The 16,931-nt window shown below is 36.6% G+C and carries 11 protein-coding genes, 1 tRNA gene and 1 pseudogene; 7 read left to right on the top strand and 6 right to left on the bottom strand.

The genetic code is table 11. The annotated features are described in order from the left end of the window. The first annotated feature begins 28 nt into the window (after positions 1-28). Entirely contained in the window at positions 29-2,464 is a 2,436-nt protein-coding gene (locus tag H033_RS0102010; protein ID WP_026836838.1) for an outer membrane beta-barrel protein, read from the top strand. Between the two features lie 95 nt (positions 2,465-2,559). Beyond that, complete coding sequence (gene dusB, locus H033_RS0102005; RefSeq protein WP_026836837.1) at positions 2,560-3,552, top strand: tRNA dihydrouridine synthase DusB; 993 nt, start codon at positions 2,560-2,562, stop codon at positions 3,550-3,552. Here the strand turns inward: dusB and H033_RS0102000 are convergent. After that, entirely contained in the window at positions 3,549-4,748 is a 1,200-nt protein-coding gene (locus tag H033_RS0102000; RefSeq protein ID WP_026836836.1) for an ABC transporter permease, read from the bottom strand. The two genes, dusB and H033_RS0102000, sit on opposite strands and share 4 nt — an antisense overlap. A gap of 1 nt (position 4,749) precedes the next feature. Beyond that, positions 4,750-5,142 carry a 30S ribosome-binding factor RbfA gene (gene rbfA, locus H033_RS0101995; protein WP_026836835.1) on the bottom strand — a complete coding sequence of 131 codons (393 nt, stop codon included), beginning with the start codon at positions 5,140-5,142 and terminating at the stop codon, positions 4,750-4,752. Between the two features lie 134 nt (positions 5,143-5,276). Here rbfA and mce point away from each other — a divergent pair, with 134 nt between their 5' ends. Beyond that, positions 5,277-5,684, top strand: a complete 408-nt coding sequence (mce, locus tag H033_RS0101990; protein WP_026836834.1) for a methylmalonyl-CoA epimerase — start codon at positions 5,277-5,279, stop codon at positions 5,682-5,684. Positions 5,685-5,845: 161 nt separating this feature from the next. Further along, positions 5,846-5,919 (top strand) — tRNA-Ile (locus H033_RS0101985). 122 nt (positions 5,920-6,041) lie between these two features. On the opposite strand, the gene H033_RS22430 is transcribed toward H033_RS0101985, so the two are convergent. Further along, positions 6,042-6,251 carry a hypothetical protein gene (locus H033_RS22430; protein WP_410503514.1) on the bottom strand — a complete coding sequence of 70 codons (210 nt, stop codon included), beginning with the start codon at positions 6,249-6,251 and terminating at the stop codon, positions 6,042-6,044. Between the two features lie 1,391 nt (positions 6,252-7,642). On the opposite strand from H033_RS22430, the pseudogene H033_RS21130 reads away from it, so the two are divergent. The 3 genes and pseudogenes from H033_RS21130 to H033_RS0101965 all read left to right on the top strand — a co-directional run. Then, positions 7,643-7,792: pseudogene (locus H033_RS21130) on the top strand (transposase); the annotation flags it as partial. A 204-nt stretch (positions 7,793-7,996) separates the two neighbouring features. Then, entirely contained in the window at positions 7,997-10,228 is a 2,232-nt protein-coding gene (locus H033_RS0101975; protein ID WP_026836832.1) for a TonB-dependent receptor family protein, read from the top strand. Between the two features lie 1,165 nt (positions 10,229-11,393). Next, a complete protein-coding gene (locus H033_RS0101965) occupies positions 11,394-12,437 on the top strand; it encodes an IS5 family transposase (protein WP_026836830.1) in 1,044 nt (347 codons plus the stop codon). Positions 12,438-12,708: 271 nt separating this feature from the next. Here H033_RS0101965 and H033_RS0101960 read toward each other — a convergent pair whose 3' ends face one another. The 3 genes from H033_RS0101960 to H033_RS0101950 are packed head-to-tail and all read right to left on the bottom strand — an operon-like array spanning position 12,709 to position 16,928. Next, positions 12,709-13,779 (bottom strand): alpha/beta fold hydrolase, encoded by a 1,071-nt coding sequence (locus H033_RS0101960; protein ID WP_026836829.1) that lies wholly within the window; start codon positions 13,777-13,779, stop codon positions 12,709-12,711. Positions 13,780-13,798: 19 nt separating this feature from the next. Further along, on the bottom strand, positions 13,799-15,481 hold the full coding sequence (gene ggt, locus H033_RS0101955) for a gamma-glutamyltransferase (RefSeq protein WP_026836828.1): 1,683 nt from the start codon (positions 15,479-15,481) through the stop codon (positions 13,799-13,801). A gap of 16 nt (positions 15,482-15,497) precedes the next feature. Beyond that, complete coding sequence (locus H033_RS0101950) at positions 15,498-16,928, bottom strand: SusD/RagB family nutrient-binding outer membrane lipoprotein (protein WP_026836827.1); 1,431 nt, start codon at positions 16,926-16,928, stop codon at positions 15,498-15,500. Positions 16,929-16,931: the final 3 nt, after the last annotated feature.

Below are 16,931 nucleotides of genomic sequence, written 5' to 3'. Positions count from 1 at the left end.
CCTCAAACAAGTCTGCCAAATTCTAAGAATGAAAAATTTTTATTTTACCCCCCTTTTTTGTCTGATCTCCCTACTGTCATTCACTACCCACGCTCAGAATTCCCTAAAAGGAGTTATGATAGATGAAAACCAAAAAGCTGTTCCCTTTGCCAACGTGATCCTTTTGCAAGCATCAGATTCTACAACTGTTTATAAAGGAACTGTATCTGAAGAGGATGGAAGTTTTTTAATTGAAGCTGTCGAGGATAACGAATATGTTCTGGAAGTTAGATTTGTTGGATATGAGAATTTCGTCAAGAAAATTGAAGTCAAAGGGAATACAAATCTCAGAAAATTAGTCCTTGTAGAATCGGCTTCAAATCTAGATGAGGTTACCCTTACTGCAAAAAGACCTACCATTTCTAGAAGTGTAGATAGAATTACTTTTAACGTGGAAAACTCGGTGCTTTCTTCAGGAAACTCCTACGAGATCTTAAAAAGAACGCCTGGGGTAATTGTGAGCCAAGGGCAACTTTTAATCAAGAACAGGCCTGCAGATGTCTATATCAACGACAATAAGGTTTATTTAACCTCACAAGAACTTCAGCAATTGCTAGAAGGATTTTCAGGAGAAAATGTAAAGTCGGTTGAGGTTATTACTAATCCGCCTGCAAGATACAATGCAGAAGGAGGATCCATTCTGAATATAATCACTTCCAAAAACTTGTCTGTTGGATATAAAGGAAGCCTTAATGCTTCTAACACGATTGCCATTAAACCAAAATATTCTGTAGGGACCAGCCATTATTACAAAACCGATTGGCTGAATGCATTTGCTAGTTACAACTACAACACCAGGACCGATGTAAAAACAGATCTGGGAAACATCACTTATTTTGATCCAGCAGGAGGAATAAATTCCAGATGGGAAGATGAATTTAATAAAGAAACCAAAAGGGAATCTCACAGTTTAAGTACAATCCTGGATTTTACACTTTCTGAAAAAAGCAAGCTTAGCTTAAGTGCAAATATTTTATACACTCCAAAGGCTAATTCTGATATTGACGGGAGAACAGATATTTTTAATCCGCAAATGCAGTTGGATTCACTTTATACCACAGATAGTAGATTAGAGAATAATCAAGACAACATATTGCTTAATGCAGACTACTCGACCAGTCTTGGTGAGAATGGAAGCACATTTTCTGCTCAGGCAAATTATATAAAATATGAAGACGACCAAACTCAGGATCTTTTAACTCAATATTTCGCTCCTTCGGGAAACATATTGAGTGACAATTCCTTTTATACGGTTGCCAATCAGAGCACCGATATTTATACAGGTCAGATAGATTTTACTTCAAGCATTGCCGGACTTGATTCTGAATATGGAGCTAAATATTCGGGAATAGATTCTCAAAGCGGATTGGATTTTTTCGATACAAATACAGGAAATAGAAATTTTGTAGATGCGCTTTCAGATGAATTTGATTATAATGAAAACATCCTTGCAGGTTATGTTAGTCTTGCCAAGGATTGGGATACTTGGAGTTTAAAAGCGGGTCTTCGTGGAGAGTATACAGATATTGAAGGAAATTCTGCATCTTTTGGAGCTGTGAATACTCAAGAGTATTTCGAATTATTCCCAACTTTCTATTTAATGCATAGCGTGGGTGAAAATCATTCTTTTGGTTTGGATTATAGCAGAAGGATTACAAGACCGAGATTTCAAAGCTTAAATCCGTATCGTTATTTTTTAAATGAAAATAATTTTCAGGTTGGTAATCCCAACTTAAAGCCAGGTATTTCTAATAAAATCAGCTTAAACTATACATTTAAGAATAAGTTGTCTTTCGATCTATATTATGACAAAATAGATGATTCGCCAGCCATTCTTCCTTTTCAAAATAATGAAAATCGAACTTTGAGATCAGTAACAGATAATTTAATCTATGATCAGCAGTTTAGTTTCGATATTTCTTATTATGAATATGTTACAGATTGGTACTACTTGTACATATATAGCTCTATATTTAAAATGAAAAATGAGTTTATAGCTTTTGAAAGTGAAAACCAGAAAGTAAATAATGAGGTAACAAGTGTTTATTTAAGTGCGTCTAATTATCTTACTTTATCAAAAGATGGTTCATTCTCAGGAAATTTGACAGCAACATATTCGCCAGACTTCATTGCAGGGTCATACGATTTCGATGAGCCTCAATATGGAGTTTCTTTAGGTTTAAGAAAAACTTTTTTTAATGATAGATTAAGCGCTACTGTAAACGTGGAAGACATCTTCAATACCTATAATATACCATTACGGTCAAATTATTTAAATCAGGATAATTCATTTTTCGCTATGCCAGAGTCCAGAAGTATCCGATTTGGCTTACTTTATAAATTCGGAAATTTCAAGTTAAGAGATAATCAGCGAGCATTGGAGGCAGATGAAAAAGACCGCTTGGAAGCTCAACAGATGATGTAAAATTTTTTAATTCTGAAATACATTTCTATCTTAAACTTTAGTTACTAGCAAACTCGATCTAATTTCTTAATTTTGCAGCACTTAAATAAAAAGTAGTGGCCAAAATTGGAAATATAGATGTAGGAGAGTTTCCGTTGTTGCTTGCACCAATGGAAGATGTGAGTGACCCACCTTTTCGTGCGCTCTGCAAGGAGCAAGGAGCAGATGTGGTATATACAGAATTTATTTCTTCGGAAGGACTTATTCGTGATGCAGCGAAGAGTATGATGAAGTTAGATATCTACGAAAAAGAGCGTCCTGTTGGTATCCAGATCTTTGGTGCTAACTTGGAATCTATGCTACAATCTATAGAAATAGTTGAAAAATCTGGCCCAGATATTATAGATATCAACTTTGGCTGTCCCGTAAAAAAGGTAGTTTCAAAAGGAGCAGGCGCGGGTATTTTAAAAGATATAGATCTTATGGTTTCTTTGACCAAAGCCATGGTAGAACATACGAATTTACCTGTTACAGTCAAGACCAGATTAGGTTGGGATACCGATTCTATCAAGATAGTTGAAGTTGCTGAACGCTTACAAGATGTAGGTTGCGCGGCTATTTCAATTCACGGACGAACCAGAGTTCAGATGTATAAAGGAAATGCCGATTGGGCTCCAATCTCTAGAGTAAAGGAGAACCCAAGAATGCACATTCCTGTATTTGGCAACGGAGACGTGGATACGCCAGAAAAAGCGATGGAAATGCGCGATAAATACGGTTTAGATGGTGCGATGATTGGGAGAGCTAGTATTGGCTATCCGTGGTTCTTCAGGGAAGTGAAACATTTCTTCGAAACAGGTCAACATTTAGGACCTCCAACCTTGGAAGAACGTGTAGATGCAGCAAGACGTCATTTGCAAATGGCGATTGACTGGAAAGGCGAAAAATTAGGTGTTTTTGAAACCCGTAGACACTATACCAATTATTTCAAAGGGATTCCACATTTCAAGGAATACCGAATGAAAATGGTGACTAGTGATCATTCTGTAGATGTTTTTGAGGCATTTAATGAGGTAGAAAGAGAATTCTCCGGCTTCGAATTTGCTTAAGAGTTTAGTGCACTTTTACTTCTACTAGCTGCTATATAAGAAGCAGAGATCCCTAAAACACTAATGGTTAAAAATACCAGGATAATATTTTCAGCTTTGATCTTTACTGGGTAAGGCAGGCTGGGAGTTATCATTACAAAATTGTACTGTAGCTGCAGATAGATCAGGATTAATCCAAAAAATAAACCTAGCAGTCCGCCAACGATAGTCATTAAAGAACCTTGCAAAAAGAAGATATTCCTTATAGATGTTTTGGTAGCCCCAAGGTTATGAAGTGTTTTAATATTCTCTCGCTTATCCAGGATCACCATGATTATAGATCCTATTACATTAAATAACGCAATGATTAATACTAAGGTAAAAATGAGATATACCGCAAGATTTTCGGTATTTAGCATTTTATAAAGCGTTTCATTTAGCTGCGCTCGATCCTTTATAATCACTTTATTATCGAAAATTCCTCCAATTTCATTTCGAATTACTTCCAGATCTACACTTGGATCTACCTTTAGCTCTATTGCAGAAACCTGTCCTTCCTCTATTTGCAGTAAATCTCGGGCAAACTGAATATTGGTAAAAACATATTTACTATCTAACTCTTCATTTACGCTATAGATCCCGGTAACTATTACACTCTCTTTGTTAAAAGCTTGAGAGGCATTAGTGATTTGGCCTTTCCCGGGTCGCGGCACCATGATGTCCAAAAGATTGTTATAATCGAAGGTGTTTAAGGAGAGTAGCCTGGATATTCCATTTCCAGCAACTACTTGGAATTCACTTTGTGTTAACCAGGTACCAAAAACAATAGTGCTGTCAATGGAGTTTACTTTTCTATAATTTGCATCAACCCCTTTAATAAAAGCAGTGTGATTTTTAGATTTGTAATCAAGAAATACTCTTTCTTCAACTATTTCTGAAGCAGCTTGAATTCCATCAATAGCTAATAACTTTCCTTTTTCAGTTTCAGAAAAGTTAAAGTTTTTTCCACTTTCTGGAAGTATTTTAAGGTCGGGATCAAATTCATTAGTAAAAGAAAGGCTAAAATCTTTTAGCCCTGAAAAACCGGAAAGCACTATGAATAATGAAAAGGCACCCGCAAAAACCCCTATTGCAGCAATTATGGTAATTATATTTATGGCATTATTCGAACTTTTGGTGAACAAATACCGCTTTGCAATATAAAAGGGGAAATTCAAATTAAGATTTTTTCCTTTTGTCTAAAAGATCCGGTTTAGAAATGGGATTATCTTCCCCTTTCATGGATTTTTCAATCTGGTCTATATATTCTAAGGAATCATCTACATAAAATGTTAGATCTGGCATTCTGCGTAACTGATTTTTAGTTCGTTGTGCCAGCTCATGCTTAATTTTATATTTTATTTCATTAAGATCATTTAGGATCGCTTCTCCATTTTTTGAAGGAAAAACGCTCAAATATGCTTTTGCTATAGAAAGATCTGTAGTTACTTTTACTTTAGAAACCGAGATCAAAATACCCGTTACCCCAGAATCTCTCAAGTGATTTTGAAGGATTTCAGCTAAATCCTGTTGCAAAACCCCACCTATTTTTTTTTGTCTATTTGTTTCCATCTTGCAAAAGTACCATATTTAAAGATTATAGTATTTTTATAATCGGAAAACTGAAAGAAGTTACGAAAAACCAAAAGGCGGATCAACCAGTTTTTATACCAGATCCGCAACATAATTAGAAAATAAAATAAAGAATGAATAAGATAGAACATATTGGTATTGCGGTTAAAAATTTAGAGGAGGCCAATAAAACGTACAAAGCGATTCTAGGAGTAGCCAGTTATAAAACAGAAAAAGTAGAAAGCGAAGGAGTAGATACTTCTTTTTTTAAAGTAGGAGACAGCAAAATTGAATTACTGGCAGCTACAAACCCAGAGAGTCCTATTGCTAAATTCCTGGAGAAGCGGGGAGAAGGGGTTCATCATCTCGCATTTAATGTAGAAGATATTCAATCTGAAATTGAACGTTTAAAAGGAGAAGGCTTTGTCTTACTGAATGATTTCCCGAAACCTGGAGCCGACAATAAGTTAGTTGCGTTTATGCATCCAAAATCTGCTAACGGAGTTCTGGTGGAATTGTGTCAAGAAAAAGTTACCAAATAGTCCATTAATATCGAAAAATAAGATCTAATTTTTCGATTTTGATGCTGAAAATAAATGTATTAGTGTTTTTAGGGAAGAAAGCCGGAAAACATTCTTTAAAAAATGCTTGTTCACTAAAAAGCAATTACATAAATTTGCGCCCTCATTACACCTATTGAGCCGGTCCTATAGCTCAGCTGGTTAGAGCACCTGACTCATAATCAGGTGGTCCCTGGTTCGAGTCCAGGTGGGACCACATGCACGATCCGTAAAACGCAATATATAAGCGTTTTACGGATTTTTTATTAAGATTTGTACCGCCCGTTGTACCGCCCTAAATTTAGTTTCTACTTAGCCAAATAGGCAAGATATAATCTGCTATATCCCAGCCTTCTTCCTTTTCTTCGTCAGTTGACTTATTTTTACAAGATCTGAAATCATGAAATGTATGTTTTTAGGCAGGTCTTTAACTTTATCATTCCAAAGTTTGAAACATCCTGCATCCGGGAATAAAATTACTTTTCGATTGGCCCAGGGTTTCAGAAGATCATATTTAAGATTCATCAATCCGCCAGTCGCCATCCAAATAAACTTTTTGCTACGTTTATTTGATTATCCATATTTGGGATTATAATATTTAGTTTTGTCCGGTAAAAAAATTCAGGATTTCGGTGAGGCTAGAAGTAACGAGGATTAAGACTGTTTTCAATGTTTAGGAGCTTGCTATTGGAACACAGAATTATTTTTTCCTTTTTCAAAAATTTACACAGATTAAAATATTGATTTTCAATTAGTTGGATAAAGTCTTACGTCTTGAATCTAGCAGCGCAGCGATCTTATATCTTTTGTCGGACGACAATGATTTAGTTTACGAAGTTCTGATTGCTTTATTCCTTGTACAGTTGAACCAGAACCTCTTCCTAACAGTTGGTTTTGAACACATTTGATGAAAAAAAACAATAAAGTAACTCTGGTAATAATATTTTTGGATCAGCTCTAATTCCAAATAATCTTTGATTTAGACAATAATCTGTTTTATTTAGAATAAAATAATACTCTCCAATTGGGGCTTCCGATGTTAATAATGCGAATCAAGGGTTGATTATCAACAAAAAAATGCTGATATATTTCTCTAAAAACCAGAGGGATAAGGCTTAAAATATTAGATTAAAAGACTGGAAATCAGTATTTAATATGATTATAATCACACGATCATAAGATATGATCTCCGAGGCTAAAAGTCTAAAACTAATGAAAATTTACTTTTATATCTGTGAAAGGTACAATGAAGATTTGAAATACCGTTGCCAAAGGTTCAGCAGCAACAACGACGAACCAAAACTGACAGACCAATAAATAATGACGATTTCCCGACTTGGTTCATATGCGGCATTCAACAACAGGATAAAGAGGCTATCCGGGGCATTTAGCCAACTGGGGAATTCTTTGATCTCGGATTTCAGGCCTTCGGACTGTTCTTCGGCACAAAGCCTAATGGATTCGATGCCCGTTGTCACCTGTTCGGGAAAACGAACCCCACGTGTGGCAAGGGAACTTGTTGATAAAAGTTATTGTTCCACAAAAAACATGTGGTACCATCGCTTAAAGCTACATGCCCTGGGGTTTCGACGAGCAGGAAAGTTGCCTTTTCCAGAGCAATTGCTCATCACACCAGCCTGTGAAAACGAGCTAAACGTTTTCAAGAATTCGTGGTCGGGCATTGCCAACAGGCATTTTTTTGGCAATAAAATATACTCGGACAAGGATTTTTTGCACAAACTGAAAAGATAAATAAACTGAACAATGTACACTCCAGTAAAAGAGGTAAAGGGGCAAAGCGACTAGGAAAAGAAGTTCTCCAGGGCAGCCAATGATCTGTTTTCGAGGTCGGTATCCGCCTTGCGCCAACCAATAGAATCATTTTTCAACTGGTTGATCGCAAAAACAGATTTTCAAAGGGCAAGCAAGGTCAGGTCAACAAAAGGATTGTGGGTACATATCATAAGATCAAGAAAAAATACTTGCAGCTATACCTCAATGAGTTCGTTTATAAACTCAATAGGAGGTATTTTGATGATCGTATATTTGATAGAATGGTAATAGCAAGTATTACAGCCAGTGGACATTAAACGGATATAAAAAAAAAGGAATAAGATGCTTTAACCCAATCGCACTCAACAAAACATAAATTCTAACTGTAAAGAATTAATAATGAAATAGTTTCATTTTTTATTTAAATTAAGTCTAAATAAGCTTGCCTGAAACATAAAAGCGATTTACTTTTGCGCCGTTATCTAAAATCAATCTAAATTAGAAACCTTAATTATATAAAGATGAGACGATGTTTATTCGTTGCCATTTTAGGGATGGCATCAATTACTTTTCAGGCACAAGAACAAAAAGTTAAAAAATCTAAAGATTCTGTAGAAACCTTAAATGAGGTTATTATTTCAGCAAAAGTTCTTCTAGGAAGTAAATTTGAAGTAGAAAATCGAACCGGTTCTGCATATTACCTTTCTTCGGAAGAACTAAAAGAACACCGGTATACAAATATAAATCGCGTCCTGGGCCAGGTTCCCGGGGTAAATTTTTATGAAGAGGATGGGTTTGGACTACGCCCCAACATTAGTTTAAGAGGAACATCTCCTGAACGCAGTTCGAAAATTACCTTGATGGAAGACGGGGTTTTAATCGCGCCGGCACCATATAGTGCTCCAGCGGCCTATTATTTCCCTTCTATAGCCAGAATGGAAGCCGTAGAGATTCTAAAGGGGAGCAGCCAGATTCAGTATGGCCCTAATACCACCGGAGGAGCTATCAATTTTATTTCCTCACAAATCCCTACAGATTTCTCCGGCTCTTTGTTTGCTAATTATGGAAGTTTTAATACCTCTAACCTGCATGCAAAAGCCGGGAATTCACATAAAAATATAGGGTATCTTGTAGAATATCAAAATTATCGATCTGATGGGTTTAAGGACCTGGATTCCGGCGGGGATACTGGATTTAATAAAGACGATATCGTTGCAAAATTTAGGGTAAATACAAATCCTGATGCTAAGGTTGGACAAGCCCTTGATTTGAAATTTCAATATTCTGATGAAACCTCTGATGAAACTTATTTGGGTTTAACCGAAAATGATTTCAATGAAAACCCCTTCAGAAGGTATTCTGGTTCACAAAAAGATCAAATGAATGCAGATCACCTTCAACTTATGGCTACTCATACCCTGAGTTTCAGTGATTATTTCAGAATAACCACAACCGGATATCTCAATGAATTTAGCCGAAACTGGTATAAATTAAACGATGTTGTTTCTGCAGAAGGAAAGGTGGGCATTTCCAACCTTCTTGATAATCCATCAAATTTCCCGGAGGCCTTTGGCATAGTTACAGGGAGAATCAATTCTGGAGCAAATGCCTTGAATGTAAAAAATAACAACAGAGAATACGTTTCTAAAGGTGTCCAAACCAAATTGGACTACCACTGGACTACCGAAAATGTATTTCACGATATCGAGGTTGGTTTGAGATATCATTATGATGAGGAAGACCGTTTCCAGTGGGTAGATGCTTACAATATCAACAATGGAGTTATGAATTTAACCACTGCTGGAACTCCCGGAACAGATGCTAACAGGATAAGCAATGCTAAAGCCCTTGCTACTTTTGCTATGTATAGAATCAAATTTAATAACTGGACGTTCACTCCAGGAATACGCTATGAAAATATCACTTTAGCTCAGGAAGATTTTGGGAAAAATGATGTGACCCGTTCGGGAACAGATTTAAAAACCAAAGAGAATAAAGTGGATATATTTATCCCTGGTGTAGGATTCAACTACAAGTTTGACAACAGAGTATCTTTATTTGGAGGGGTTCATAAAGGTTTTTCCCCACCGGGAAACAGCACGGGCGAAGACCCTGAAGAGAGTATAAATTATGAACTTGGTTCCAGATTTAATGTTGCTGGTTTACAAGGAGAACTGGTAGGTTTTTATAATGATTACAGCAACCTTTTGGGAAGTGACCTGGCAGCAACCGGCGGAACAGGGACTTTGGAACAGTTCAACGCAGGAGAAGTAGAGGTTAAAGGAATTGAATTCCTTTTGAATTACGATCTTCTGGAAAAAAGAAGCAGCCAGTTTAGATTACCACTGAATTTCTCCTACACTTATACGAATACAGAGTTCCAAAACAGCTTTGCAAGTGGCGAGGGGATTTGGGGAGAAATTAATGCAGGGGATGAAATGCCCTATATCCCAAATCATCAGTTCAATGTTGGAATTGGATTGGAGCATTCTAAATTTAGTGTGAATTTAAACGGAAGATATATGGGAGAATTTAGAACTATGGCCGGAAGCGGTGACATCTCTAATAACGAGCGTGTAGATTCCAATTTCATCATAGATGTTGCAGCAAATTATCATCTTGCCTCCTACTTAAGCTTTACAGGAAATGTGATAAATGCCCTGGATAATGAATATGCAGTAGCAAGAGTACCATCTGGATTAAGACCCGGTCATCCTTTTGGAGCATATCTTGGATTGAATTTTCAATTTTAGGCATTCGCTAAAAAAGAACTAATAAAGCCTAAAAAGCCACGGATCTACTATTAAATCTGTGGCTTTTTAGGCTTTATTTCTATTCAAGTATCAGTTCGTTCTTAGAGGTTTGAATTAATAATGCGAATCAAGGGTTGGTTATCAATAAAAAATTGCTGATATACTTCTCTAAAAACCAGAGAGATAAGGCTTAAAATATTAGATTAAAAGACTGGAAATCAGTATGTAATATGATTATAATCACACAATCATAAGATATGATCTCCGATGCTAAAAGTCTAAAACTAGTGAAAATTTACTTTTATATCTGTGAAAGGTACAATGAAGATTTGAAATACCATTGCCAAAGGTTCAGCAGCAACAACGACGAACCAAAACTGACAGACCAATAAATAATGACGATTTCCCGAACTTGGTTCCTATGCGGCATTTAACAACAGGATAAAGAGGCTATCCGGGGCATTTGGCCAACTGGGGAATTCTTTGATCTCGGATTTCAGGCCTTCGGACTGTTCTTCGGCACAAAGCCTATTGGATTCGATGCCCGTTGTCACCTGTTCGGGAAAACGAACCCCACGTGTGGCAAGGGAACTTGTTGACAAAAGTTATTGTTCCACAAAAAACATGTGGTACCATCGCTTAAAGCTACATGCCCTGGGGTTTCGACGAGCAGGAAAGTTGCCTTTTCCAGAGCAATTGCTCATCACACCAGCCTGTGAAAACGAGCTAAACGTTTTCAAGAATTCGTGGTCGGGCATTGCCAACAGGCATTTTTTTGGCAATAAAATATACTCGGACAAGGATTTTTTCCACAAACTAAAAGGTAAAAAATACTGAACAATGTACACTCCAGTAAAAGAGGTAAAGGGGCAAAGCGACTAGGAAAAGAAGTTCGACAGGGCCGCCAATGATCTGTTTTCTAAGTCGGTATCCACCGTGCGCCAACCAATAGAATCATTTTTTAACTTACACACTTTATGAGATAGTCCCTTAAAACTCCTCCTGTAGTTCTTTCGATAATAACTTCCGATTTGAGTTTCGCTTTTTTACCTATTTTTTTTAAAGCATCATTTAAGATCGTTTCAAGGAATAAATTGTTTAAAATCGGAGTATAAAAACAATTTAATCACTTGATATTTAACTGGTTAAGTCTTATTTTTAATGTATGAAATTACAGAAACAACCCACATTGGCAGACACAGTTTGCGATTTGAGAGCAAGAAAGATAAAAACAACATTTTTTAATCAAATAAATGCGCTGATCGATTGGGACACAATCGAAAAACTAATAGATACCGATTATTCCAAAGGAAAAAGTGCTGTAGGCAAACCTTCCTATAACGGCCTGTTGTTATTTAAAATGTGTCTTTTGCAAAGTTGGTACGGATTGAGCGATTATGAAGTAGAAGATCGATTGAACGATAGTATCTCATTCAGTTATTTTTGTGGAATGCACATAGATGAAGTTGCACCCGACCATAGTACCTTAAGCAGATTTAGAACCGCACTAACCAAAACCAAGACCTTTGAGAAGCTCTTCGGTTCGATCAATGACCAGCTTGAGGCTCACAAGATCATTGTCAAAAAAGGAATTATAGTGGATGCCAGTGTCATAGACACGCCACTTCGACCAAAAGGAAAGACCAATCACAAGGTAACCGAAGATCGCTCGGACCAAGAGGTAGCAGTACAAAAAGAGTATGCCGAGAGTGTAGATAAAGATGGTACCTGGCTAAAGAAAAGAGGGAAATATCATTTTGGGTTTAAAAAACATCACGTTACAGATCAAGAAGGACTTGTCTTGGGAGTATTGACCACCACGGCAAGTAAAAACGAGATAGCCAATTTAGAAGAAGTGCTGGAAACAGTGAACGTAGATTTGCCAAAAGATATTCCATTAAAAGCCGACAAAGGCTATCAATCGAAGAAAAACATGGAGCTGTTGAAAAAAAGGAATCTGAAAAATCATATTCTAAAAAAGGCAAAAAAGAATAAACCATTGACCTATTGGGAGAAGAAGTTCAATAAATTGATCGGTAAAACAAGGTTCAAGGTAGAGCGGACATTTGGCGGGATAAAAAGATGGTTCAGCGGAGGATTGGCAAGATACCGGGGAATGGAAAAAATGCATACCCAAAACCTGATGGAGGCCATGTGCTATAATTTGTATCGAAGTCCAAGGATAATTGCGTCCAATGGTAAAAAATAAGAGAAAAACAGTAAGAAAATGAATTCTAAAGACAAAAAAACGAAGTAAAAACCACAGTTCTTGATAAAAAACAATCGGAAATCCATCTAAAAAATGGATTGCAGTAATTTATTGAATTTTGCAACGGTCTCAAGTAGTCTTATTCAGATATAAAAAAACGGCTAGAGCTAAGCTCCAGCCGAATGGCAATTCAAATTTAGGCTTCTTAACACCTAACCTAAAAAAATAAAAACCTTTTAACAGATAAATTAATCATGGTGATTCTTAACTTTTATTCCGAAATGGACATTAATTCTTCTAAATATTTTCCCCAAATGGTAGGGTCAGAATGAGTTCCATGTCCGCTGGTTTCATCAGTTATTGGCAACAAGATGAATTTTCCTTTTTTCACCTTGGTAATTTCTTTCTCCATCAAACCTAATTCCGGAGGGTTCACTTGATCATCAGCAGAATTCACAGCAATTAAGGGTGCTTTTATTTTAGAAAGATGTGGGGCAGGATTATAAAATCTTGATGATTCAAAAGCATACATCATGTCATTCGCATCCATGATGGACACATATCTGTCCACTAAATTATCCAGCATTTTTTCTGATTCTTCTCTAGTAGGAGCATTTTTCTGCCACTGAAGTGGACTGCTTACCATGAACATTAGTTGCCCAACAGCACCTGATAAACCAAGCTTTGGTTGCTCCTTATAATTTCCATTTTTCCACTCAGGATCCATTTTTATAAGATTAACAATCAATGCTCTTTGCATTCTATTTCTTCCGGCTATTTCTACTGGTAAACTAGCTAAGGGCATTATAGCATCCATAAAATCTGGATAAGTGTATCCCCAAACCCAAGATTGCATTCCGCCCATGGATGTGCCCATTACCAATCGTAAATGATCTACGTTTAAATGCTCTGTTAATAATTTATAATTTGCGAGAACCATATCGTCATAATTATATTTTGGGAAATCCATCAATAATCCATCACTTGGTTTACTAGATTTGCCATGTCCAATATCATCTGTTAGGATTATAAAATATTTAGTTGCATCCAGAGTCTGCCCGGAACCAAAAAGATTTCCCGCAAATTTAGAGCTTAAAAAACCCTTTCCACTTCCAGTAGTTCCATGTTTAATTAAAATGGCATTATTTACTTTTCCATCTTCACCCTTGGTCGGTTTGCCCAGCGTAGTATAATGAAGGTTTAAATTCTCTAATTCTTCACCACTTTCAAATTCGAAATCACTAATTACATAATCCCCTTCCACCGGAGTAGGATAATTCTGCCCAAACAAACTGACAGTTAAAATAAAAGCAAATATTGATACTAGAAATTTATATTTCATAAGATTATTTTTAATTTAATTAATACCCGGTTGCTTGCCCATCTTTGCGGGATTCAGAAGCTCCAAAAAACACTTGTTTTTCAGCATCTTGCATTATAGCCTGATAACCTCCGTAGTAACCTCCAAAACCAACTTCATGACCCATATACATTAACTTTTGAACTTCTTCAAAATCAAAACCGCTTTCAATTAATATTTGACCCTTACCTAATGCAAGCTCGCCTGTAACGGTAGATGATCCTATATGTTCAAATCTGGGGGCATCTCCTGCTTCTTGTAAATTCATACCAAAATCTATAATATTCATTAAGATTTGTACGTGGCCTTGAGGTTGAAAATCTCCCCCCATTACTCCAAAACTCATATAAGGTTTTCCATCTTTGGTAACAAAGGCTGGTATTATGGTGTGAAAGGGACGTTTTTGCGGCGCGAATGAATTTGGTTTTCCTTCTTGTAGATCAAATAACTCCCCTCTATCTTGTAGCATAAAGCCCAATTTTGGAGGAACCATTCCAGAACCCATTCCTCTATAATTACTTTGTATCAGTGATACCATATTTCCTTCTTTATCCGCTACGGTCAGGTATACTGTTCCCGTATGTTTTACTTTTCCGGCCTGATAAGTTCCCGCTTTATCTGGATTTATCAATTCTCTTCTTATATCTGCATATTCCTTTGAAAGCATTTGTTGTACAGGCACTTTCACAAAATCCATATCTGCGTAGTACTTGGCCCTGTCTTCAAAAACCAATTTTTTGGCTTCGTTAACAATATGCAAATGCTGTGCACTGCCAAATGGAATATCACTAAAATCAAAACCTCCAATAATATTGAGCATTTGTAATGCTGCAAGCCCCTGCCCATTCGGTGGAAGTTCCCAAACATCATACCCTCTATAATTGGCGGAAACAGGTTCTACCCATTCAGAATGGTGATTAGCAAGATCTTCATAGCTAAGAAATCCTCCCTGTTCCTTAATAAAACTCGAGATAGTTTTAGCAATCTCTCCCTTATAAAACACATCACGACCATCTTTGGCAATTTTTCTGTAGGTTTCAGCTAATAATGGGTTCCTAAATAGATCGCCTTTTTCAGGTATCTTTCCGTTATTTGTATAGGTTTCTTCAACGTTAGGGAATTGCTTCATATATCTTGAAACGGAACCTTCTAAATAATAAGCAATAAGTTCAGTAACAGGAAAACCCTCTTCTGCATACTTTATAGTAGGAGAAAGAATTTCATCCATAGATAATTTTCCGAATTTATTGTGCAATTCAAACCAGCCATCAACACAACCCGGTACTGTTACTGGAAGGGGACCTGTTGCCGGAATTTTTGTAATATTATTTTTCTTAAAATACTCCATAGTTAATGTCTTTGGAGATCTTCCACTAGCATTTAATCCATAAAGCTTTTGCGTTTTTGAATCCCATACAATAGCAAAAAGGTCACCACCAACTCCACTTCCAGTTGGCTCCATTAATCCTAAAGCTGCATTTACTGCTATTGCAGCATCTACAGCAGTGCCACCCTTCTTTAAAATATCCAAACCAATTTGAGTCGCAAGTGGTTGACTTGACGCCACCATCCCATTTTTGCCTATTACTTCAGATCGTGTTGCAAAATTCCTTCCCGTTAGTCTATCCTGAGCATATGTAGATATGCTCAGAAAGACAAGTAGTGTAAAAAGTTTTATTTTCATTTAAATTTTTTTCTTATTAAAAAATATCCCAAAATAACTTAGTTTCTGTCTCGTCTCCACCTATGTTAGACGCGGCAACAATGTAATTTGCATTATTTAGTTGTTGTTCATTTCCAGGATATCTCAATCTATTTGGAAAACCTGAAATTGCATTTTCTGCCAATGGTAATTGTGGATTATCCAGTCTTCTCATCTCTGTCCAAGCTTCAAAAGGACGGTTATATAAGGCTATCCATTTTTGTAAACCAATTTTTCGCTTATAATCTCCTGCTGCAGAAGAATAGGCCACTTCAGGTTGATTTAAATATTCTTGTGCTTCTTCAGCAGTTCCTCCCCAATAAATAATTGAAGCTATTATTGCGTTGTTATAATGTTCTTCTGCAGAGCCCTGTATATCATATCCTCTTTCTACAGCTTCTGCGCGAAGAAATTCAACTTCAGCCAAATCGATAAGTACATTCGGAGCATCAGGCGCGGCGACACGGTCACTAGGTTTTGAACTATCAGAATAACTAGTAGCACGGCCAACAACTCCGCCGGAATACTCACCATTATCATTTAATCCGAAATACCCTGGTAAACGGGGATCATCCAATTCTACAAGCTTATCCAAAAGATCTTTTGAAGCGATGAAATCTGTTCTTCCTGCTAATACCAATTGATCATATAATGGATTGTTGTTTGGCGGTGAATCGTAATATTCAATAAAACCGTTTTGATCTTTTGAATTAATAGCGTTCGCATTTGCTTCTTCAAAAGCTGTTTTGGCGGTTCCACTGTCAACATCCGCTAAAGTCATCGACATTCTTAATTTTAAAGAATTTGCAAAAGCCATCCAGTTGGAAACATTTCCCTGATAAATAATATCCTCAGATGCTGAAAAGCCGGAGGCAGAAGTGTTCAGATTTGCAATATCTTCATCTAACCTTCGAAGCAAATCATTATAAACAGTTTGAGCGTCATCATATACCGGAAACAGATTATTATTATCAAGAGCTTCTGTATAAGGAATGTCCCCAAAAGTCTTAATCAAAATATCATAGGTGTAAACTTGCATGATATCTACCATTGCGAGTTGATTAGCTTTTTGTCCTGGGCTAAGTGATTCATCTTCGTTGATTATTCTTGCAGATTCCTTTAGATCGTTTAAAACATCCTTGTACATAATGCTCCACCAATTTTCATTGACAGCTCTGGTAATATAATCGTACTGAGTTTCCTGTTGGATAACTGCCTGCCCCCAGTGCTTCACAAAATGTCTAAAAATATTAACATTTATACTGGCAGTGGCTAAACCATCAGATAGATTTTTAACTGCATTTGTAAGTAAAGGGCCTGGGGGAATTACTGCTGCTCTTTTTGTTTCTTCGTTAAAATCTGTAATATCCTTAGTACAAGAGGAGAATAATAAGATAAACGGAATAATTAATATATATGTATATTTCATAAT

Origin of the sequence: Gillisia sp. JM1, from assembly GCF_000424645.1 — a bacterium.
Taxonomy (GTDB): domain Bacteria; phylum Bacteroidota; class Bacteroidia; order Flavobacteriales; family Flavobacteriaceae; genus Gillisia.
This window is presented reverse-complemented; position numbering and strand designations above follow the sequence as displayed.